18 protein-coding genes and 1 pseudogene are annotated in these 21,073 nt (G+C 49.2%); 7 read left to right on the top strand and 12 right to left on the bottom strand.

The window, feature by feature from the left end; genetic code table 11:
* Positions 1-128: 128 nt before the first annotated feature.
* Positions 129-413: pseudogene (locus AB3R30_RS24580) on the bottom strand (DUF4277 domain-containing protein); the annotation flags it as partial.
* 41 nt (positions 414-454) lie between these two features.
* On the bottom strand, positions 455-742 hold the full coding sequence (locus AB3R30_RS24575; RefSeq protein ID WP_458651843.1) for a ParA family protein: 288 nt from the start codon (positions 740-742) through the stop codon (positions 455-457).
* 727 nt (positions 743-1,469) lie between these two features.
* On the opposite strand from AB3R30_RS24575, the gene AB3R30_RS24570 reads away from it, so the two are divergent.
* From AB3R30_RS24570 to AB3R30_RS24555, 4 genes are all read left to right on the top strand, one after another.
* The gene (locus AB3R30_RS24570; RefSeq protein ID WP_458651842.1) at positions 1,470-2,099 is read left to right on the top strand and encodes a ParA family protein; all 630 of its coding nucleotides are present in this window, start codon (positions 1,470-1,472) and stop codon (positions 2,097-2,099) included.
* A complete protein-coding gene (locus AB3R30_RS24565; RefSeq protein ID WP_458651841.1) occupies positions 2,099-3,310 on the top strand; it encodes a ParB/RepB/Spo0J family partition protein in 1,212 nt (403 codons plus the stop codon). The genes AB3R30_RS24570 and AB3R30_RS24565 overlap by 1 nt, the downstream gene beginning before the upstream one ends.
* A gap of 154 nt (positions 3,311-3,464) precedes the next feature.
* A complete protein-coding gene (locus AB3R30_RS24560) occupies positions 3,465-4,193 on the top strand; it encodes a hypothetical protein (protein ID WP_458651840.1) in 729 nt (242 codons plus the stop codon).
* Positions 4,194-4,214: 21 nt separating this feature from the next.
* A complete protein-coding gene (locus AB3R30_RS24555; protein ID WP_458651839.1) occupies positions 4,215-4,886 on the top strand; it encodes a hypothetical protein in 672 nt (223 codons plus the stop codon).
* Here the strand turns inward: AB3R30_RS24555 and AB3R30_RS24550 are convergent.
* Positions 4,864-6,597, bottom strand: coding sequence for a ShlB/FhaC/HecB family hemolysin secretion/activation protein (locus AB3R30_RS24550; protein WP_458651838.1), 1,734 nt, complete (start codon positions 6,595-6,597; stop codon positions 4,864-4,866). The genes AB3R30_RS24555 and AB3R30_RS24550 overlap by 23 nt on opposite strands.
* Before the next feature lie 114 nt (positions 6,598-6,711).
* Positions 6,712-8,550 (bottom strand): gamma-glutamyltransferase, encoded by a 1,839-nt coding sequence (gene ggt, locus AB3R30_RS24545; protein WP_458651837.1) that lies wholly within the window; start codon positions 8,548-8,550, stop codon positions 6,712-6,714.
* Positions 8,551-8,612: 62 nt separating this feature from the next.
* Between ggt and AB3R30_RS24540 the strand changes: the two genes are divergently transcribed.
* A complete protein-coding gene (locus AB3R30_RS24540; protein WP_458651836.1) occupies positions 8,613-11,063 on the top strand; it encodes a two-partner secretion domain-containing protein in 2,451 nt (816 codons plus the stop codon).
* 93 nt (positions 11,064-11,156) lie between these two features.
* Here AB3R30_RS24540 and topA read toward each other — a convergent pair whose 3' ends face one another.
* The 8 genes from topA to AB3R30_RS24500 all read right to left on the bottom strand — a co-directional run bounded on the left by topA (position 11,157) and on the right by AB3R30_RS24500 (position 18,818).
* Positions 11,157-13,412, bottom strand: a complete 2,256-nt coding sequence (gene topA / locus AB3R30_RS24535; RefSeq protein WP_458651835.1) for a type I DNA topoisomerase — start codon at positions 13,410-13,412, stop codon at positions 11,157-11,159.
* Between the two features lie 99 nt (positions 13,413-13,511).
* Positions 13,512-13,733, bottom strand: coding sequence for a Mo-dependent nitrogenase C-terminal domain-containing protein (locus AB3R30_RS24530; RefSeq protein WP_171576422.1), 222 nt, complete (start codon positions 13,731-13,733; stop codon positions 13,512-13,514).
* Between the two features lie 7 nt (positions 13,734-13,740).
* Positions 13,741-14,463, bottom strand: coding sequence for a single-stranded DNA-binding protein (gene ssb, locus AB3R30_RS24525; protein ID WP_458651834.1), 723 nt, complete (start codon positions 14,461-14,463; stop codon positions 13,741-13,743).
* 59 nt (positions 14,464-14,522) lie between these two features.
* A complete protein-coding gene (locus AB3R30_RS24520) occupies positions 14,523-15,824 on the bottom strand; it encodes a pentapeptide repeat-containing protein (protein WP_458651833.1) in 1,302 nt (433 codons plus the stop codon).
* Between the two features lie 87 nt (positions 15,825-15,911).
* A complete protein-coding gene (locus AB3R30_RS24515; protein ID WP_458651832.1) occupies positions 15,912-16,997 on the bottom strand; it encodes a SpoIID/LytB domain-containing protein in 1,086 nt (361 codons plus the stop codon).
* On the bottom strand, positions 16,994-17,140 hold the full coding sequence (locus AB3R30_RS24510) for a hypothetical protein (RefSeq protein ID WP_458651831.1): 147 nt from the start codon (positions 17,138-17,140) through the stop codon (positions 16,994-16,996). The genes AB3R30_RS24515 and AB3R30_RS24510 overlap by 4 nt, the downstream gene beginning before the upstream one ends.
* Complete coding sequence (locus tag AB3R30_RS24505; protein ID WP_458651830.1) at positions 17,137-17,661, bottom strand: hypothetical protein; 525 nt, start codon at positions 17,659-17,661, stop codon at positions 17,137-17,139. Before AB3R30_RS24505 ends, AB3R30_RS24510 begins: the two co-directional genes overlap by 4 nt.
* Before the next feature lie 8 nt (positions 17,662-17,669).
* Positions 17,670-18,818 (bottom strand): ParM/StbA family protein, encoded by a 1,149-nt coding sequence (locus AB3R30_RS24500; protein WP_458651829.1) that lies wholly within the window; start codon positions 18,816-18,818, stop codon positions 17,670-17,672.
* Between the two features lie 365 nt (positions 18,819-19,183).
* Between AB3R30_RS24500 and AB3R30_RS24495 the strand changes: the two genes are divergently transcribed.
* Complete coding sequence (locus AB3R30_RS24495; protein WP_458651828.1) at positions 19,184-19,672, top strand: hypothetical protein; 489 nt, start codon at positions 19,184-19,186, stop codon at positions 19,670-19,672.
* Positions 19,673-19,678: 6 nt separating this feature from the next.
* Positions 19,679-21,013 (top strand): MobF family relaxase, encoded by a 1,335-nt coding sequence (gene mobF / locus AB3R30_RS24490; RefSeq protein ID WP_458651827.1) that lies wholly within the window; start codon positions 19,679-19,681, stop codon positions 21,011-21,013.
* The last annotated feature ends 60 nt before the right edge of the window (positions 21,014-21,073 follow it).

Below are 21,073 nucleotides of genomic sequence, written 5' to 3'. Positions count from 1 at the left end.
CAAGTTTAGTAAAACTCATGCCTCTAGTTTTAAGGACTGTCTTATTTTGCCTTATCCTCTCCCTGCGTAAGTCCTGTAAGTAACTATTTTCTACTTTATCCGAACCCACAGAAATTTAACGCACGATCCACGCGTCCTAAGCGGTCGTTATTCAGATGCTCCGGTACCACGCCTTCTCCCAACAAATGCTCCGTTGCTTTGCCCGCAAAGAATTGCTCAAATAGATACAGTGGGGCTGATACAAGCCCTAAACCATTCAAAATCATAGCTTTTACTGCCACTCCTAGACTCATCCGTTCTCGTGGGTCTTCGTCTAGGTGTTGATTGATCTGCTCCACAATCCCCAACTCGTCTACCAAGCCAGCAACGATGCCCAGATGATCCAGATTCTGCACTATCAACTCGTTGCTCATACCGCACCCCCTTGCGTATCTGCCTTTAGAAAATTATGCGGCTAATTCCCTCTGTGACACTTTAAGGGGCGGAATGTCGGCTGTATCCAGCAATAATCCGATCCAACCAACGCACTACAAAGCGTTGGAATGGGAATCAACGTATGAGTAGCTGCGACAAGGCTCAGGTAACTGAGAATACCAAGGCTAGGTGGGCAGTCGATCAGGATGAAATCGTAGGAATCTAGGAATGGAGCTAAAGTTTCCTTTAAACGAAGATCTCGCATATCGGTCACAACTAATTCCAATTCAGCCGCACTAAGCCTCAAATTAGCTGGAGCCAGATCCATGCCATGTCTAGAACACTACCTACTACTCTTTACTGTTTAATTCCATGCACTTGCTATATCAGAGCGTAACTTCTATCTCAGCAAGGTTCTGCAAACTATTACAGTTAACCAGGCGTGCTTCACAGATTTATATATATATCAGAAATTCAAGTTAAAAATTTTGCCATCTACCATCTTGAAGTAAGGAGAACTGACTGAGAGCAAGATTTTCCACGCCCAAACAATATCTAAAGAAAGTTTTGACGCTTACCCGAAGCATCAGAAGATTGCAGAAAGATTTCTAACAAACTGGCTTAAGTCAAGACTGGTATCAAGGGGAAAATCAGATGGAGCAGGAAAAGACGGCTTTATATGGATATTTCAACTTTCTACCTGTTTTCAGCCCCAGAATCAGCCTATTTCAGTCTCTCAATTCACAAAAATGTTTCCAACACTGCCTTTCAGAAGATAATGAATAGCCTGCAAAATTCTGATTTGCACTATTTATATTTAGAGCGATTGTACTACTTCACCTTTTCAAAAAAGGAATTCCGATTAGGTTTAACGAATATCGAGTTTAAAAACAAGAAACCACATTTAGAAGTTTGATGGCTTAAAGCTCAAGAAAGGGATTACGATATTTACAATCTCAAGATTGCAACTTTCAATGCAGGCACTTACAATCTTGAGATTGTAAATACTGTCTAGCCCCTCAAACATAGACACGGCAAGCTTTACGAGGAATTTTATGGGTAAGATCCTGGTTATTTTGAACGGTAAGGGAGGAGTGGGCAAAACCACTACATCTTTCAATATTGCAGCCGTCTTTGCCGAAAAAAACCGTGTGCTTTTGGTCGATTCCGATTCACAAGAAAGTGCAACATGGTGGGCACAACAGGGAAATCAGAACTTTGAAATTGCAACAGAGACTGATCCTAATGTCTTGAGGCACTTAAAAACAGTCGAGGACTATGACTTGATTGTTTGTGATACCCCACCTCACCTTGATAGCAAAACATTCACAACGCTTATCCATACTGGAGATTACATTGTTCTCCCGACTCCTCCTGCCCCTTTAGATATACAAGCTTTAATTACAACCATTCAACTTGCTATCCATCCAGTAGGAGTTCCGCATCGAGTCTGTCTCACAAAAGTTGATCCTCGTAGCATAAATGAAGCAGTGGCAGCTCAAAACACCTTTATGGAAGCTGGAGTGCCTGTCTTTAACACTTTTATTAGAGCCTACAAAGCTCATGAACGTGCCCCTCTCGATGGGCTTCCCATTATTCAATGGAAAGGGAAGAACGGGACAGAAGCTGCTTCAGATTACCGAAGACTTGTAAAAGAATTGACCGAATTGAAGGAGTGGAACTAATGGCACAAAAGCGTAACCTAACCGACCTAATTCGCCAAAATGCATCTGGATTTTCTTCTTCTCCAATTACGCAAACAGTCGCTCCAACAACTGCTTTCAATGAGGAGTTGAATCAAAAAATCCAAGACCTTGAGCGTGAAGTGCTTGAGCTTAGACAACAAGCAAGCACCGACCAAGAAAAAGAGTTTTTAGAACAACAGATTCAGGATTTGACTAAGCAATTAGCCGCTGTTGGTGGTGAGCATATTGTTAAAATAGATCTTATTGATCCTGATCCAAATCAACCAAGAACCATTTTCCCGCGCGCGCTTATTGAAGAGCGAACAGAGAGTTTAAAGCGAAATGGACAAATTTCTCCAATCATTCTCATTCCTCAAGAGAATGGTAGATATCGGTTATTTGATGGAGCCGTTCGACGGCTATCAGGACCAAAGTCCGGTTTAGTGACTCTGCGTGCAGTACTTCTTCCGCATCACGAGTCCTTAGACGCTGCGACTCGTTTTGAACAACAGTTTGTCACAGGGAAAGACACTGAAAAACTTCATGACTTAGATGTCGCGAATGGACTCGTTCGTATTATCTGTAGCCGTCATCCTCACCTTGAGGAAAAGCAAATTGACTTTCCTAAAATCCTCAACAACGTCGTTTATCAAATCAGAAAATCTGGCAAATTGAAGGAATTAACCAAGATGGTAAATAAGCCAATCGAGCAGCAAAGAGGGTGGCTCGACAGTCTTGGACTAGAGTCATCAGAAGGCAGAGATATTCTGGAGATATTACTTGATCGCCAGTTTAACCCAGCTTCAATTTCAGCGAATGTCTTTCCACTCCTTTCAATAACCGACGATCTTAAAGCTGTGGTTCAAGAGACAGGACTCAGTTCTGGCAAAATCATGGCAGTGAGTAAAATAACTGCTGAAACTCTAAATACTGATGAAACGGATGCTAAACAAGTTCGCTCACAAGTTGCTTATCGCATTGCAGAGGAAGAGCTTACTGAAAAAGAAACAAACGACCTTATCCGAAAAACAATTCAGGAATACAACCCCGCAGCAAAACAACCAGACCAGATCGCAGAAAAATCGGTAAAGACGGTCAAACAAATCCAGAACATTAAATTAGATGAATTCAAAACTGATCAACTAAGAAGCATCCGAGAGTCCTTACAAGAACGTATTAGGGAGATTGACCAGCTTCTTGAGGGCAAATAGCTTAGATTCCTACTGGTGCTAAGAGCGAACTCAAAAAAGGACTGGCAGCTATTTAGGCGTTGCTGGAGGAGGAAGAAATATGAGCTTGTCTGGAGACTGACTCAAACAAGTATTCGTGTTACTTTAATTCAAGATAGAAAGTAACACGAATACCATGCCGCCAATCAACGACTTGCAAAGTCAGTTGTCGTCTTTAGAGACAGAGTTGGAAGCCGTAAAGGGGACCGGGGATTATCTTGTCGGAGTCCGAATTGAGCGATCGCCTGCGGGTGGCTCAGCTTCCATTGCAGCTAAAGAGACCTGTAAATATGCAAGGCTACGGGCAGGCAGAGGCAAACTTCTTCCTAACGGAAAAAAGAGTCTCTACATTCCCGTTGAAAAAATTGCTCAGTACGAGGCAGCCTGCGATCGCGGTAAACAAGTACAGCAGCTTGAACACCGAATTGAACGCATCAAAACTCAAATTTGGAAGACTGAGCAGTCCCAGTATCAACCTTGGAATGGTAAAAGTCGCAAAGGGCGAAATGCCCGGAAGCCGAATCTGCCTGTTCTCAATCAATCAGTTAAGGTGGTTGAGGTTAATCCACCGTTGCCACCAACCGCTCCTGCCGCCATCCTGGTTCTGTATCGCCAATCTCCCAATACCCCAGTTCATGCTGTGGCAGCGGAGGTCTGGAAGGGAAGTCAAAAAATAGCTGAAGTCAAGCCTGTACACTGTATGGGAATGAGAGCTGATAAAGTTGCCGAATATATTAAACAACTCCTAACATCCCTGAATCAGCAGTTTGCAGTCACTAAGTTTGAGGATGTGGTGAAGGAAGTTCCAGTTCAGCATTGCCCTGTTATTCCCTGTCCGTTGAAGCTTACAGTCCCGGTACAATGAAGCAATTCCTCCGTTGAGTCGATGCCAGTAGAACAGATAGAATCGGATTTAGAGTTGGCGATGCAACAGGCGATCGCTGATCCGAGTTCTGCCAATTTACATCAACTCCTAGGTAGGCTAGAGCAAGCGCTGATTGATTTACCCCAAGAATCTCAGTTACAAGTTGCAGGTACTATCCTGGCTCAACTCGTTGATATTTATGCCTCCCGTGCCAATTGTTTGCTAGAAGAATGGGAGGAAAAGTACAATCCTGCCCAAGGTGAGCCAATTCTGACGGCTAAGTTGCTGCATGAAGTCCTGCGGCAAACTATGACGTTGAATCTGGATGAAGTTCTAGAAGATGCTCCATCATGGCAAGAGAATCCTTCGCCATCAGATTCCGTTGTAGGTGCCGTTGATCAGAGCAACCTGCTAGAGTTTTTAGCCCAAATGGAGCAAGAACAAGCTAAGCAAGACGCGCTTGCCGTTGCCCATGATGAAGATATTTCTGCCTGGATAGGGAAAATCTCGCAATGGATGAACGAGCATCAGAACAAGGACGTTTCCCTGTTTGAACTCCAGCGATCGCTCCAGATGCCGTTTATCGAAATTTGGTTGGCACTGCTGCTAGGAGGATACGTGATTGAACAACGGGGCGATTTCTACCAGACTGAAGGGGTTTGGGTGAAGGCTAAAAAGCCCAAAAATATTTGACCGAGGCATTCAATCCACTTTCCTGCAATGTGTCTCCAATCCGAGGAACATTGATTAATGGCACCCCGTAGCTGAGATTGACCATCCAGTTTCCCCATGTCCACTGCACACCTAGCCCCAAAGATGCCAGAGTATTACGGTCAAATCCAATGTCCCGGTTACTCCATACATATCCAACATCGAAGAATGGAATTAGCTGCAATTCCATTGTTTGGGTTGAAACAATGGGGAAATGAAGCTCCAATGACCCCACAGCACCGTTATCACCCAATCGGGCATCTTGTCGATAGCCTCTGACAGTGGAAGACCCTCCAATGCTGAATTGCTCCAGGGGAACTAACAGGCGATCGGCAAACTGAAGATCAGAGCGAAGCAACAGGTAGGGACGTGAACCCAACCGCTGCAAGAATGCTACCTGCCCTCGCCAAACGAAGAAGCGGCTGTCTGGTGGAGAATTCGTTGTTGCACCCAGGACATCTAGCCCAAAACTAAACTGCGATCGCACAAGTAAAACCTGACGATTGCTCCGCTGAGTATATTCCTGAAATACTCGTAGCGCTGAGATTCGCGTCTTGCCACTGTCATCCGCTCCAGCAGAAAGGGGAAAGTCTACGCCTAAAAGTGAGGTGTCGCTCTCCAAACGAGAAGCCGTAATGCCGATCGCAAACTCTTTGAATGACTGAGCCGTGGCAGTTCTGATAATGGGTTGGCGGAAGGTTAATTCATAAATACGTGAATTTCCTTGAATGTCAAACTCATCAAACGGCTCTTCAATCACCCGACTGAAAAGGGTGCTGTATCGAAAAGAAACGGTTGCATTACGCGGGCTGACCGGAATGGTGTAGTCAAGATCCACTTCACTGCTGCCATTGGTATTAGCATAGCCAACTTGCAATTCATCTCTTAGTCCTAGCAAATTTGCTTGCGTTAGCTGAACCCGCCGCTCAAGCGTCCCAACCGTCGGAGAACGCCGATTATTAAGTTCCGCTATGGCTCTAAACGTTGGGGCAGGTTCCACGGTGATGGTCAGAACATTCAAACCTGGCTGGCTACCAGATTCCAACTTTCCAGAAATCGACAGAATGAGTGGATCTAACTGAAGCAGTCGCAAGGCTTCAAGTAGTTTCTTCTCATTCAAGATTGGATTAGCGGCGCTCTCCAATCTGGGTCTAATGTATTTCGCCAAACGGTGCGAAGCCGTTCCCCCATTGGGGTAATCGCTGTCCGTAATATCAATACGCTCTAGTTTCCCTTCAACAATCTGGATGGTCACCACACTACCTTGAATCTGAACCGACTCATTTCCTTCAATTGGGATAAAGGCGGCAGATGTAATATATCCCCGATCAACATAAAGTTGGGTGATGGCAGAGCGAACCTTGAATAACTCAGAGAAGGTGATTCGCCTACCCCTAAAGGGAGCGGTGATGGCATCAAGATCTTGATCGCTCACTATCGTGTTGCCCTGGTACTCAAATCGAGCAACTTCAATAGTGTCTTGAGATTCTAGTGGCTCTGATGGTAAGAGTGGCTGGGGCGATGGATCGAGAGGAGGGGAGTGCGGAGTGGGGCGCGGCAGATCTGGTGTTGGAATCGGTCTGGGTAGAACAGGAGATGGCAGTTGGGGTGTCACATTGGGAACTTGAGCGTTAGCGGGAACGCCTGCTGGTAATAAGCCAAGGATGAGAACAGCGAAAAGATAACGATTCAAAACTGACTGAAACTCAGGAACGTTCAGTATTTTTTAAGGCAAAATGGCACCTAAAAAATATATCTATAGAAGTAATTTCGTACTTTCACCAAAGAGAAATTAACAACCGTAGGATTAATATCCTGCTGCCTGCCCTGCAGATTTTCGAGGGTCGTTCACCCCGTGAAAGGTCGATTCTTGATCAATCAAAATTGATTCGGCAGCTCCCCAGGTTGGGATAGGCACAACCCGATAGCCTTTTTCCCATAGCGATTGCACAACGGCTGGCTCAAGGGCAAAGGGTTCTGTCACCACCACATTGGGAAGTCCTTGATAGTGAATGCGGGGTGAGGCAACGGACTGTTCTACCGTCATGCCAGAGTCCACTACATTGCTCACAACCTGTAGGATCGTCGTGGAAATTGTAGGACCCCCTGGGCTACCTGTCACAATCTGGGGCTTCCCGTCTTTAATCACCAGGGTAGGAGCCATGGAACTGAGCGGACGTTTGCCAGGAGCGATCGCGTTTGCGTTTCCTTGAACAAGCCCAAACTGATTGGCAGACCCTGGTTGCGTGGCAAAGTCATCCATCTCGTTATTGAGGAAAAATCCGGTCTTGCCTGCAATCACCTCCGCCCCAAACAGAGAATTAATCGTGTAAGTGACTGAAACGACATTTCCAAACCGATCAGCCACTGAATAATGCGTGGTGTGTTCCCCCTCAGGGTCAGCGTACAGTTGCCTGGGAGACGTTGCTTTATCGGGTTGAATTTGTTGCCGAACTTGAGCGGCATATTTGGGAGAAAGTAGCCTATCAACCGGGTTCTGAACAAACTCTGGATCTCCAAGATATTTGTTGCGGTCAGCGTAAGCAAATAGCATGGTTGAAAGAAACCAATGCACACTCTCAGTAGATCGAAAATCCTTTGGCTTCAGTGAATAGCCATTCAGAGTCGTTAGCATCTGGCAGACGGTCACTCCGCCCCCTGGCAGTGGAGTAGTTAGAACCGTGTAGCCTCGATACTGACAGCGCAACGGTTTTGATTCAGAAACAGAGTAAGACTGAAAATCTTGCAGCGTCAGAATTCCCCCATGAGCGTTGCTTTCTCGCACCACTTCTGCCGCAATAGAGCCGCCGTAAAATGCCTGCGGTCCCTGTTGGGATATTTGCTTCAACGTCTGTGCCAAGTCAGTTTGTACCAGGCGATCGCCCACTTCAAAAGGCTTGCCATTTTTCAAGAAGATCGCTGCAACATTGGGTTGCCCTGAGAACTTGCGAGTATTCTTTTTCAGAATGTCAACATCGCCTGCTTGTAAAACGAATCCATTCTCAGCAAGTTTAATCGCAGGAGCCATCACCTGCTGCCGGGTCATGGTTCCATAGGTTGTTAGCGCCTGATCCAATCCTGCAACCGACCCCGGCACCCCGATTGCCAGATAGCCTTTTCTAGAGAGATCGGACTGCACCTGACCTTTCTCGTTCACATACATCTGGGAATGCGATCGCAAAGGCGCTTTCTCGCGGAAGTTAATCACCGTCTCTTTGCCATTCGCTTGACGGATCAGCATGAAGCCGCCACCGCCCAGGTTGCCGCAGCAGGGGTAGGTTACCGCCAGGGCATAGCCGATCGCGACAGCGGCATCTACCGCATTTCCGCCTGATTTAAGGATGTCTACCCCAACAGATGAGGCTTCCTGTTGCTCGGTTACGACCATTCCACGCTTGCCTGTTACCTCACGAGTGGAGTATTTCTGATCCTGGCAGGCTGGCGACTGCTGACAGAAAAGCCAGCTTCCGACTTGATAGACATGGGTTAGGGGACGATAGACACTTCGACCCATCAGCATATCGGCACCAATGCCCAGAGTCAGTAATAAGACGGCTCCTCCACACAGTCGAAGGCACCGTTTCCATGAACGTTTCCGTTGCTTTGGCGGGTGATTTTCGGGTTCTCTCTGTCGAAGGTTAGACATGAGTTGTCGCTTGTTGCTCGTACTGTTAAAAGAATGTTCAATCTCTGTGATTTCCTACCGCTATGCAGACGAAACCCACGGCGTTCGGATTACTCTTAATCAAAGGATTGGGGAGACTCATCATTTATTTGGGTTTCAGTGCCCCCGCGATCGCCCAAATTGTTCCGGACGCAACGCTTCCTGTGAATTCTACCGTCACACCGAACTGTAGCAACTGCACCATCGACGGCGGATCTGTTCGTGGGGGGAATTTATTTCACAGCTTCAGCCAATTCTCAGTCCCAACGGGCGGCTCCGCTTACTTTAATAACGCCGTCAACCTCCAGTCAATTATTAGCCGTGTGACTGGCACCGATGCATCCACGATTGATGGGCTGATGCGGGCGAATGGTATGGCGAATCTAATTTTCATCAATCCCAATGGCATCACCCTGGGACCGAATGCAAGGCTCAATATTGGCGGGTCGTTTTTAGCCAGCACTGCCCAAAGCGTTCGATTTGCCGATGGAGTCGAGTTTAGCGCCACCAACCCCCAGGCAGCACCATTACTCACCAGCAGCATTCCAGTTGGGCTAGGATTCCTCAATCCAGGACCGATTCAGGTGCAAGGGCAGGGACATTCCTTAATCGGTCCAACTTTTCTGACCCCTCCAATTGGATTGGGAACCAATCCCGGACTCACCGTCAGACCAGGACGGACATTAGCAATCATTGGAGGTGCTGTGACACTGGATGGTGGGGTGTTGAATGTTCCCAGTGGACACGTCGAAATTGCGGGTGTGGGAAATGGAACGGTTCGCCTTGTGCCCAGCTTGACCGGGTGGCGGTTCAACTATGGACAGACGCACAGCTTTAACGACCTGTTGATCACCAATCGCTCCCTCGCAGATACCACGGGATTCGGCGGCAACTCACTCAACTTACAAGGGCGTAACATCCTGCTCGATCGCGGTTCAGTGCTGATTGGTCTGAATGGCGGAACCATTGCCTCTGGCGCATTTACACTCAACGCCACAGAATCAATCACCGTTAGTGGCACTGATCCAATTGCTCGGATTCCAGGCGGCATTATCAATGCGACGGCTGGTAGGGCACCGGGCGGCACGATCGAAATCTCCAGTCCAAATTTGAAGTTGGAAGCGGGTGGATTGATTGTCACCGAAACGTTTGGGGCAAACCCATCAGGCAATATTCGGATTCAGGTTCCTGGGACATTTCAAGTGGATGGAACCTCGCCCCGCGATCGCCGTGTGCAAAGTACCCTGGTTTCGTTAAGCCTGGGAGAAGGCAGAGCCGGAGACGTTCAGATCGACACGGGAACTCTCCGAATCACTAATGGGGGCTTTTTGGAGTCTGCTACTTATGGCAGGGGTGAGGGTGGCGATGTTTGGGTGAATGCAACTTCAGGCGTTGAGCTAAATGGGGTAGCAAGACCGTTTCTCCAGCCCAGTCTCTTGGGATCATCGACGCTCGGAACGGGCAATGCAGGCTCTGTCACGATTAAAACGCCGACATTAACGGTGCTCAATGGCGGTCGCCTTGACTCATCGACTCAAAGCAGTGGTTCGGCAGGCAGTGTATTTATTACCGCAGATCGATCTGTCACTGTGTCTGGAGCAGTGCCAGAATCTCGCAATCCCAGTTTGATTAGTTCTGCGGCTGCGATCGTTGACCCTTCGCTCCAGCAACTTTTTGGGTTGCCACGAATTCCGACAGGGGCGGCTGGCAACGTCACCATCAATACGCCTCAACTCACGGTTAGGGATGAAGGGCAAGTGAGTGTCCGCAATGAGGGGGTTGGGGATGCGGGTAGCCTGATCATCAACGCGAATCGAGTTGGAGTTTTATCCAATGGCGCAATCACGGCTCAAACCAACCGTGGGCAGGGGGGAAATATTCAAATTACTTCCAGAACACTAATTCTTCGGCAGGGAGGAAGCATCGTTGCAGCGGTCAGTGGCACGGGCAATGGGGGTAACATCACCATCGCCAGCGATTTAATTGCTTTATTGGAAGGAAGTCGAACCAGTGCCAATGCAAACCAGGGTTCAGGTGGGCGGATTTTTATCAATGCCCAGGGAGTATTTCTATCTCCTGACAGCTTGATTACCGCTACGTCTGCATTAGGATCGCAGTTCAGTGGAATTGTTCAGATCAACACCCCCGATATTGATCTATCGCGGAGCGGCGTTCAAGCGGTTCCGTCTCCAGCAGTTCCCGAAGTGGCGGTAACGTGCGGTGGCGGTAGCACTGCCAATGCCAACAGCTTTACCATCAGTGGGACAGGAGGAATTCCAACCAACCCTGACGAGTTTTTAGGGAGCCAAGGGGGATGGAGAGACCCAGAGCAAACGCAATCCCAGAGCAGTACAGCACCTTTGGGTAAAGGGCAAGCGATCGTGGAGGCTCAAGGTTGGGAAAGAACCTCCGCCAAAACGGTTCGTTTCGCTGTTACACCTGGTGCGTCAAGTTCTTACTACTCTGATGCATCAACTGGGTGTGTGAAACGGTGATAGAGGATAGTCATGACTTCACGGGAACCAACCTCCTTTTTCTGCATGGTTAAGTTTTTTACCATGCAGAAAATTCCTGCTTTTTTCCACTGCCTAACGTCTGCGACTTTTAGCCTTGCCCAAAGGCTGTTGCTTAGCGTTTAGAATCGGGGCTTTACCGGATTGTTCACTTTTCAACTCTCCAAACTTGGGACTCCAAAAGCCTTTCGACGTTTGGAAATAGACTGCCCCTTCATGCTTTTTCTGTTGCCGTGCTTTCACATCCGAACAGCGCAGCATCACCTTTGACTGCCCGTCCTTCTGGTAACCGTATTCCTCCAATGGTTTCTTGCAGACTGGACAGGCATACTCGGTTAATTTTGCGGGAGAATCTTTCGATCGCTCCGACATTGCACACGGCTGTTCCCAGGTTGAAGTGCGATCGCTCCAAAACAAAACCGATTCACAGCCCTGGCACTTGAGAAAGAAACCCTTCTTGACCTTCTTAGAAGGAAGTTGGATCATCAGCTTTTGACACTGAGGGCATTGGGTATCCGAAACTTCAGGAGTCTTCCTGACTGGAGCTTCACTGGCATAGTTGGGAATCACCTTCCGTGCCTGCTCTAATGCTGGAGCAAAATAGTCACGATTCCAACGAGTCAGCCACTGCTCCCAACTCAATTCGCCACTGGCAATCTGATCCAGTGACGCTTCCATCTCTGCCGTGAACCCAACATCGACCAACTTTGGTAAGGCTTGAACCAGGAAGAGATCGACCTGCTCACCCACCGCTGTAGGCTGGAGTTTGCTTTTGATAATGCCGACGTACTCCCGTTGCTTCAACGTCTGAATCGTCGGTGCATAGGTGGAGGGACGACCAATCCCCTTTCGTTCCATTAACGCAACAAGTTGAGCTTCGCTATAGCGGGGCAGCGGTTGAGTTTGTTTCTTCTCGTGGGCAGCCCGCTCTAGATGGAGTGACTGCCCCTGCTGCACGATCGGTAACTCGGCATCTTGACCCAGTGAGCGCCAATACTTGGCAAACCCCTCGAACTCAACCACCTGACCTCTCGCCTGCCACTGTACATCCCCGGATTGAGTGACGATGCGGGTCTGCCGGATTCGTGCAGGCTGACAAAGCGATGCGACGGTGCGCTTCCAAATCATCACATAGAGAGAAAAAGTATCCGCATCCAGTTCTGCTTTGAGAGACTCTGATGGACGGTGAACATCCGTGGGTCGAATCGCTTCGTGGGCCTCCTGGGCGTTTTTACCACTCTTGTGCTGAGTCACTTTCTGCGGCAGGTTCGTTGGGTCATGACTGGACAACCAATTCCGCACAGATTGAACAAACTCCGGACTCAAGTAGGTGCTGTCGGAGCGGTGATAGGTGATGATACCTTTTTCATACAGTCCTTGAGCAATCTGCATCGTCTGCTCTGGCGACAATCGCAACTTAGAACCTGCTGCCTGCTGAAGTGTGGAAGTTGTAAAGGGAGCAGGCGGAGTACGATTCACCGTTTTTCCCTCGATACTGACCACTCGATGGGGGTACTGCTGTGCGAACTGGATGAGTAGATCGGCTTCTGCTTCACTTAACACCCGATCCGATTCGGGGGCTTTTTTATCCGCAGGATCAGCCGCATCGTCCACAGTTTCCTCTGTAGATGGGCTACTCCCACCTCGATAGTAAAACGCTCGAAACCCTTCTTTGTAATCCACGTAGCAACTCCAGTAGTCCTGGGGCTTGAAGTTGCGAATCTGCAACTCCCGTTCGACCACCAGATGCAGCGTTGCAGACTGCACTCGCCCGATCGATTTTGCCCCATTGTTGAGCTTCCAAACCAAAGGACTGCCGCGATAACCCACCAGCTTATCTAAGACAGAACGGCAAATCCCAGCATGAACCAGGTTCAAATCCATGGGGCGTGGATGGGCGATCGCGGCTCTAACGGCAGCAGGCGTGATTTCTCGATAGGTAATTCGTTGAACGGTTTTCAATCCTAATGCCTGAGCAATATGCCAGCCAATAGTTTCTCCTTCCCGGTCTTCATCAGTTGCCAGAATAACACTCTGAGCGTGCTTTGCCGCTTCTCGCAATTGGGCGATCGCTTGTTTGCCTCGTGACCCACGCGCTTCCCAACGACATTGTACCTGGTCGCCCACCAGGTCAAACCCTAACTGCTCATCGCCATCATTTGCCAGCTCCCGAATGTGACCACCACTTGCCTGAATCAGATAGTCATCTCCTAAAATTTGACGCAATTTTGATAGCTTACCGGGAGCCTCGATGATAATCAGAGGTTTGCCTTTCGAGTTTCTAGAGTGACTTGTTGCGGAACCAGAACGGTTGTGAGTGGAGGTCGCCATTATTAAAACACTTCCATGCAGTTGTCAGTATTTTAGTGCAAGTGTTCTGATTGAGGTGAGCAGGGGCATAGCAGCCAGGATTGCGGAGTTGAAATCACCTCAAGACTCAAGAAAAGTCGAAGCACGGAAACGCAGACCCATCAGTTGGTCGTAAAGAGGATTCAGTTTGCATAGCGGCGGAATGCTGGCGATCGTTCGACCAAACAGTTTAATTTCGCGGGCAAATGGACAGATTGCAGGGATCAACCAACAAATCAAAGTGGCTGTAAGCCTATCCTGGATTTTCCAGCGATCAAGCCAGTTCTGTAATGGTTTCAACATAGTTCTCTCACGCGGCTGATGCTTTGGTGGCTTTACGCTTGCGGTTTGGTGCTACTTCCGGTGTTTGTGTTTCAACGTCTGGCACTGCCTCAGTTTCTTCTGAACCTGTTTCGCGTTTACCGCCTAAGAGTTCCAAGCGATCTACTCGAATCACAGGCTTGGTTCGTGGAAGCTGGGTTGCTTTGTCTGTCCAACGGTCAATCTTGAGTGCCCCGGTAATCCCAATCAAACTTCCCTTGCGAACGTAGTTCATCGCAACTTCGGCGCGTTTATTCCATAATTCCAATGAGTACCAGTCGGGTTCTTCTGCTTTGGGGCGATTAATTGCCAGCGAAAGATTGGCGACAACGTTGCCGGACTCCTGGTCTTTGCGGTCTGGATCGCTCCCGACATACCCGACCAACATCACGCTATTGAGCGACTGCTCTGGGGATGCACTTTGAACCCGTAATGCCCGGATGCTCAACCGTGGAATAGTGCGATTTTCGGCAACCGGAACTAGCTCAATTTGGGTCAGCCCTTCGACCAAGACTCGACTGCCAACTGAAAATTGGTTGTAAACCTCTGTTCCTAACTCATTCCAAGCCGTCACAGCTACTGTTTCTCGGACAACTGCATCTCTGCGCTCAAACTGAAATTCCAGGTCAAATTCACAGATGGGTGTTTGATCTTGGGGTGTATGCCGGAGTTCAGCACGGATCAAAGTTCCAGTCAAAAAGATATTGTTCATAGAAATGTCCTCTTTTTATGGTCGAAAGGAGAAACGGGCGATTGGTTTGGATAACTTGTTCAGGCAGCTTTAGGAGTGATTTCGGGATACTCCATCGCTCCAACCTGCGACAAAATCCAGCTAGCAGGCTGAGACATCACAGGTGCAGCAGGAAGAGCTTGAGTGGCTTCTTCCTCCAAAACGGTTCCAGAAAAGTTAGTCCACTGGTCGCATTGCCAGTTTTCAATCTGTGCTCCCAGAAAGTCAGCCTGAGTGAAATTAGTGCCTTCAGTCTTTGCCGCATAGAGAAGGGCACACCTGAAATCAGCATGAGAGAGATCTGCTCTTTGCAGCCCCACGCCCATCATTTGCGTTACCTCAAAGTTGGTGCGTTGGGCGATCGCCTGCGTCATCACCGTAGACTGCAAGATTGCCCATTTCGCAAAAGCATGGGACAAATTGGCATTGATCAGACGCGCATGGCTGAGGTTAGCGGATTTGAGTTGAGCCGAAATCAGATTGGCTTCATTGAGCGTGGTGTAGGTCAGATCGGCAAATGACAGGTCTGCTCCCTGGAGTGAAGCTCTACGGCAATCTGCGAAGGCAAGCTTGGCACTGGTCAACTTTGCCCCTTGCAATCGGGCAGCGCTGAGGTTGGCATAGCTTAAGTCAGCGCTGGACAGGTTGGTACGATCTAAGTTCGCGGCGGACAAATCAACACAGGATAGGTTAAACCCCGGCAAAGAGCGACCGGAGAGATCCATTTTAGACAGGTTCAACTTTTGATTTGGGTATGCCTCACGCCATTGATTCCAACCGTTGAGGTCACCTGATAGGAGAAATTCCAACCCGTCTGCTAAAGCAAAGGGGGGAAGTTGTTCCTTTGCTTCGAGGGACTCATCAACGCTGATTTCAGGCACTTGAACGGAATCAGAAATATCCTCCTGCCGCTCATGCCAATCGAGTTCGGAACTGCGATCGCCCCTCCTTTTAGTAAAGGTCACGCCGATAGCAACAACACCCACAGCACCTCCACTCATAAACAGCAGAAACGGTAGGTTCGCCCCGTGGCTTTGCGGTTTCTCTTCGGCTAAAGCGGGTGTTGCTTGGAGAGGAGGAACCGAGATAGGTGTGACTAGAGGGATTGCTGCCTTTTGTGAAGCCGCTTCGGGTGTAGCCGGTGATGGCGATCGCTGCTGAAGTTGCAACTTCAGTTTTTCAATCGGAGGCAAGTCAGTAGAAGTGGAGGGATTGGGCAAAGAATCGCCTGCATGAGCGACTCCTGCGAACCAGAGGAACGGAGCAAGGGCGCACGGCAAAGCCGATACCGCAAGGGTCGCGAAAGCGGTTGGTAGAAGTTGTTGCCAGCGGAAACGTTGCACTGAATGACCTCTGATTTACATTCAATGATTTCAGACTAAATCTGCGATCTTGCACCGATATGGCACTGGTTAGGAAATGTCTGACTATCAGTTACTTGTTGTGAATAGCAGTGAGAGTTGAGCAAATGGGTAATAGGTTTGCAGAATGGAAGCATGATGGTAGCCTGCTTCCGCCAAATTCTGTACTCCTGTTTGGCTCATGCCCACTCCCCCATGAGCCTCACGGCTAACCTCCTCCGTGGAGGCATACTGCGCCATTAAAATTCGCCCGTTTTGGGTCAGCACTTGAGCGCGAGTAGAGTCTACAGCAGCGATTGTCGAATCAGTTTCAGCCTCAACACCTCGATAGACTTGATGGTATTCATCATTGCCAAGATCGAAGTACGGACTGGCGGGTTGCTCTAAAAATGAAAGGGCATAGGAACGGGCAGCGATCGCTTGAGAGCACAGTGCCTCAATGTTCCATGAAGGCGGCATCTCAGCCCCAACCGCACCGTAGAGATATTCTTCCAGGTCAACCCAGTTAACTGCTAGCAGGCTTTTCCCGTCATACACAAGCTGCATAACTCCCCGATACCAATGCCCATCTATGAACGTCAAGCCGTGTGGACTCGGATTGATTAACGCGCCATTGGGAATTGTTTGAGTGCCAACCTGTAAGCCATTGGAGTCGATCGTTGCGGAGTAAAGCTGGTTGGAATTTAGACTGACAACTTCCTTGCCATCGGCATTGAGAATATCTGCTGGAGAAGAGGTGGCTATTTGTAGCTGGTTTGAATGAGACGCTACCCGTACCCGGATGAAGGCAGATGTTGGAGCTGCTATTTGCTGTTGGACTGATGCTGTTGATGCAACCGTTGGAGGATCACTCGATAGAGCTATCGATGACTTCGCCCTCCTTTTGGATATTTTGCTCTCAGGATTGAAAGCTTTGGAGCGTTGTTTTGCTGTTGGCTGTTGTTTGAGAGTGAGGTTGAATTTTGTGGCTGAAGGGCTGGTTGCTGTAGAGGTACCTGGGGCAATCAAACTGGGGGAGAGAGTTGTCGGGATTGGGGGTTGAGCTTGAGCCGTAGTTCTTTGTGCCGTTGCTCCAATCAATGGTGTAAGTGGGATGACTCCCGTGATCCCTACCATCCCCACACCAACCCAACGTCTAAGCGGTAGCGTCATCATTGCTCAAACCACTCCTGTGATTGTGTCGGAGGAAGGGAGTGAATAGGGCGGCGATTTCTCTTCTGCCGGGTGAGGGCAAACACATGCAGGGCAATCGCCAAAACGCCAGTGGTTATCATCACGCCATTAATCAGTTCGGTCATGCCAAGTCTCCTAATAGTTCGTCGTCATCGACATAAATTGCTTCCAGTCCAACAGACACTTTGTCTACCTCTAAAACTGAGCGAGCGTTTTGAGTTGACTCAGAGGCAGATTTGAGTGGTGAAACGTGCTGAGTCGACGAGCCAGATTGCAGAAGCTGCATCAGAGCATCAAGCACCGTTGAGTTAGCGTTGGCGGTTGGCAGTGACTCAGTAAAAGGCGACACGACTCCAAAGTCCTCACAAATCGCCCGAATTTGCTGGCTCAATACCGTGATCGAATACCGGGCAGCCTCCTTTTGCTGATCGGTTTCAGCACCACTCGCCCTGAGCGCATAGGCTTGCCAAAACCCTGCCATCGCTTCCAGTGCTCGACGTTTGCCTTCTCGAATCGAAAGAAGGGAGGCAAGTTTGCCATTGAAGTAATCAATGAGAAGAGCAACGGTCGTACCGTCTTCTGCCTTGTAGGAAAACTCCCGGCGAGATCGCCCCGTCTGTTTCTTAGCAACTTTTGAAAGTGCCATCGGCTTCTCTAACGCCCCCGATTCACTTTGCCTGCCAGTGCCTGAGCTAACCCATACACATCCGCAAAACGGAGTGGACGCGCCAGGTCTCCTTGAGCATTACGGGTTTGCTCTGCCAGGGTCAACAATCGCCCACCCACGATATCAGCAAAGTACAAATTCTCAGCCAATCCCAACTCGGTGAAGTAGTCCCGCAACTCAGAGCGCATCACATGCGCCACTCCCCCTCCAATCAACACATCGGTCTGGCGATCGCTATTAATCAGCAGATCCATCACGTTATCTCGACAGAAGGTTTCCACTCGACTCGTCAAACCTTCTCTGACTGCTTGTGCTGCCGTTGAAAAATCTTTCAAGCCACCTGCCACTTTAGAAAGCTGTTGCGGCTTGCCGCTGGTAACCGCTGCCATGAGTGAGGGGTAATCGGTTTCCCGAATGCCAGAGGAGGTTGCATCCGCCTTGAAACAATTCCAAAACCCTAAGTTGTCACTGGTTTGGGACTGGTTCGCGTTGAGTCTACCACCCTCAAAGACGAGAACAGATAAGTTGCGGTGCCCCATCATCAAGACAACGACTCGTCGGGTGTAGGGATCAGCGATCGCTTGTTCTCGCTCTTTTTTGTGCAGCAGGTATAGCCCTGTGCCTTCTGGGTAAAAGGAGGGAGTCACAGTAAATTGCTGCTGCCGTCCGCAGAAGACTACGCCTTCTCCGATCTCCCTCAACCGGGTCTCAATCTCCGCTTTGAAGCGATACTCGTTGAGTGGAACTGCCAGGGAAATGACCGCGTTGTACGCCTGAATCCCCAGATGAATCGCCGCTAAGCCCAGCGCTGCGACAACTTGATAGGCGGCAACCTGAACTTTGTCCGCCGAAAAGCTACTGCCATAATCGGCAGCGGAGTTACCCACCAGAATCGTGCTGCCGCCCAGTTGCAACCAGACAGATTCAGCCAGGTCTCCAGCCGCATCAAATTTGTGGATAACGGAGGGGCTGACTCCTTCAGCTACGTCAGACCCCAACCAAAGTGGTTGGAGTTCTTCAGCAGTATTCCAATAGAGAAACTTACAGGCAGACTTGCCCAAGTCCCCAGCAAGGTAAATCGTGGCAGGCTTCTCTGGTGTGGATGTTGAAATGGGCACGGCTGTAACACTTACCATTGCTTGTTGTTGCCTCTTTTGGTCGTTGAATGGTCGGTAGATGGTCAGTCGATGGCTCAGAACTGCTTTTTTGGGTCGGTAGATGGTCGGTAAATGGTCGGTACTATTTCTGAAAGTGAATCCAGATAACCTTTTTGAGCTTTACTATTTTCAGACTAAACCGATGATCTAACTGGCGTATGGCACTGGTCTGCGATTTTGCGCGAAGTTGGCAGATTTGTGCCATCTCCCAGTCAGATGACAGCGGTACGGTAGGGAATGGAAATTCCAGCATTCACCTCATCTGACCTCCCACACCCAACGGCTTGATGGAAATTCCATTCCCTTTCCATTTCCAAGTGCCATTTCCAGGCTTTTCCATCTCCATGAGCACCAGAACTTCCAAAGATTTCCATATCACCCTGCCAATTGTGGAAGGGCAGGAGATTGAACAAATCGCCCGCGATCGCGGCGCAAAACCCATTCATGTCATCCGCGACTGGATTCGACTGGGCAAAGCCGCCCAGGAAGCCGGATGCCAATTACTTCCAGATGGGAGTTTTGGTGAAAAGCCAGCGGTTTCCAATGCCTCTCCATCCACTTCCGCGAACTTCCAACCCGCCACACCGCTCAGGGAGAAACTGATGAAAAGGGTGGAGTCGATGCAAGAACAGGTGGACGACCAGCAATCGCACTTGAATCCGTTGACTCACCTATCCCTGCTTCAGAAAACCCAGGAAGCCTGTTTTGTCCTACTGGAATGTGTGGCGACAGACACTGCCAGTGATGCTCTCAAACTGAAGCGAAAAGACTTGATTGAATCACTGAAGCTGCGGCTACAGCAAATTGAAGCAGAGACTTTAGCACCAAGGTAGCGATCGATGGTTGTTTCACTCATCAATGTCTCTCCATCCCATGCCAGCCACTATTACGCATCCCAAAATGTTTCTAGCCAAATGCAGGTATCTCACTGGAGTGGAAAGTTGTTGCAGCCGTTGGGTGTGGGAGGATCGGTCAACCACTTTGAGTTGGAAAACCTGTTGAATGGCAGAGGGGCAGCGGGAGAGATCCTGATTGACAAACTTCGATTGCATCAACAGCAACTCAATGCTAGAGATGCCAATAAAACTCCCCCGACTGAACGCGCTGGCATTGATGTAACTGCCAGTGCGCCTAAATCGGTCAGCATTCAGGCGTTGATATTTGGAGACCACCGATTAGAAGCGGCTCAACAGCAGGCGAATGCCAGGATGTTGGAAGTCCTGGAAGACCGTTACGCCATCGCTTGCTTGCGGGAAGGAGGCAAACGGCGCAAAGTGCGAACCGGAGAGTTAGCGATCGCCAGTTTTCATCACGACACCAGCCGCTCACTCGATCCACAGCTTCATACTCACAACGTCATTCTGAATCTTCAGCGCCGACCTGATAACGGCAGGTGGCAGAGCCTGGATAATGCTGAAATTTATCAAGCAAAGATGCTACTGGGTCAAATTTACCGGAATGAGTTGGCATTGCAGGTTCAAGCTTTGGGCTACCGAATTTATGTCACAGATCAGCGTCACGGACTTTGGGATTTGGAGGGGTTTTCTGACCATCAACTTAAGGCGTTTAGCACTCGGTCCCAGCAAATTGAAGCGGCTGTTGGAGTGAATGCCAGCAGCAAAACAAAGGAGTGGGCAGCAACCCGTGTGACTCGTAGCCGCAAACACGATGTCCCTCGATCTGACCTGTTAAAGCACTGGCACGAGCAAGCAATCGTCGCCCAAATGCTGCAAATAACTCCGATTCATCCACTCATGGCTCAGACCTCACAGGAACTCGTACAAACCCTGGTCGCTCAGAGCCTGACTGTCTTGGCTGAACAAGGCAGTGATTTTCGCCGTGAAGAAATTGAGCGTTTGGTTCTGCAACAACCAGGACAAGTGAGCTTTGCTGATCTACAACAGGCGATCAACCACCACCCGACTCCTCTCATTAGAAAGAACGACCATGATTTTTCAAGAAATGAAAGACAAGATTACAGAAGCGAAGGAGGCGAACTCACTCTCCCCACCGACGTTGCAATCACCACCAGCAGGCACGGTACTGGAAGTCCCTCGACCGAAGGCGGCGGCACAGACAACTCAGATGCCGCAGAAGTCAGCGATCTCGGGTCCGTTACTGGAGTCACCCTCGAAACAGATCGATGGGCAGCAGGGGGACTCATACCAATTTAAATGGTGGTAACGACAGATAGTGCATCTAGGATGAAGGAGTATCCAGTCAGGGAAGCAATC

The sequence above is a fragment of the Sivoneniella epilithica UHCC 1019 genome (assembly GCF_040830845.1).
Taxonomy (GTDB): domain Bacteria; phylum Cyanobacteriota; class Cyanobacteriia; order Leptolyngbyales; family Leptolyngbyaceae; genus ULC077BIN1.
Note: the sequence above shows the minus strand (reverse complement) of the source record. Positions and strands in the feature narration are given on the sequence as shown.

What these genes read in the sequence shown, in the direction of transcription:
- AB3R30_RS24565 (WP_458651841.1), top strand. Translation starts at nt 2,099, where the DNA reads ATGGCACAAAAGCGTAACCTAACCGACCTAATTCGCCAAAATGCATCT.
- topA (WP_458651835.1), bottom strand. Translation starts at nt 13,412, where the DNA reads ATGGCGACCTCCACTCACAACCGTTCTGGTTCCGCAACAAGTCACTCT.
- AB3R30_RS24555 (WP_458651839.1), top strand. Translation starts at nt 4,215, where the DNA reads ATGCCAGTAGAACAGATAGAATCGGATTTAGAGTTGGCGATGCAACAG.
- AB3R30_RS24505 (WP_458651830.1), bottom strand. Translation starts at nt 17,661, where the DNA reads ATGGCACTTTCAAAAGTTGCTAAGAAACAGACGGGGCGATCTCGCCGG.
- AB3R30_RS24500 (WP_458651829.1), bottom strand. Translation starts at nt 18,818, where the DNA reads ATGGTAAGTGTTACAGCCGTGCCCATTTCAACATCCACACCAGAGAAG.
- AB3R30_RS24530 (WP_171576422.1), bottom strand. Translation starts at nt 13,733, where the DNA reads ATGTTGAAACCATTACAGAACTGGCTTGATCGCTGGAAAATCCAGGAT.
- ssb (WP_458651834.1), bottom strand. Translation starts at nt 14,463, where the DNA reads ATGAACAATATCTTTTTGACTGGAACTTTGATCCGTGCTGAACTCCGG.
- AB3R30_RS24510 (WP_458651831.1), bottom strand. Translation starts at nt 17,140, where the DNA reads ATGACCGAACTGATTAATGGCGTGATGATAACCACTGGCGTTTTGGCG.
- AB3R30_RS24560 (WP_458651840.1), top strand. Translation starts at nt 3,465, where the DNA reads ATGCCGCCAATCAACGACTTGCAAAGTCAGTTGTCGTCTTTAGAGACA.
- AB3R30_RS24575 (WP_458651843.1), bottom strand. Translation starts at nt 742, where the DNA reads ATGGATCTGGCTCCAGCTAATTTGAGGCTTAGTGCGGCTGAATTGGAA.
- AB3R30_RS24495 (WP_458651828.1), top strand. Translation starts at nt 19,184, where the DNA reads ATGAGCACCAGAACTTCCAAAGATTTCCATATCACCCTGCCAATTGTG.
- ggt (WP_458651837.1), bottom strand. Translation starts at nt 8,550, where the DNA reads ATGTCTAACCTTCGACAGAGAGAACCCGAAAATCACCCGCCAAAGCAA.
- AB3R30_RS24540 (WP_458651836.1), top strand. Translation starts at nt 8,613, where the DNA reads ATGCAGACGAAACCCACGGCGTTCGGATTACTCTTAATCAAAGGATTG.
- AB3R30_RS24570 (WP_458651842.1), top strand. Translation starts at nt 1,470, where the DNA reads ATGGGTAAGATCCTGGTTATTTTGAACGGTAAGGGAGGAGTGGGCAAA.
- AB3R30_RS24515 (WP_458651832.1), bottom strand. Translation starts at nt 16,997, where the DNA reads ATGATGACGCTACCGCTTAGACGTTGGGTTGGTGTGGGGATGGTAGGG.
- mobF (WP_458651827.1), top strand. Translation starts at nt 19,679, where the DNA reads ATGGTTGTTTCACTCATCAATGTCTCTCCATCCCATGCCAGCCACTAT.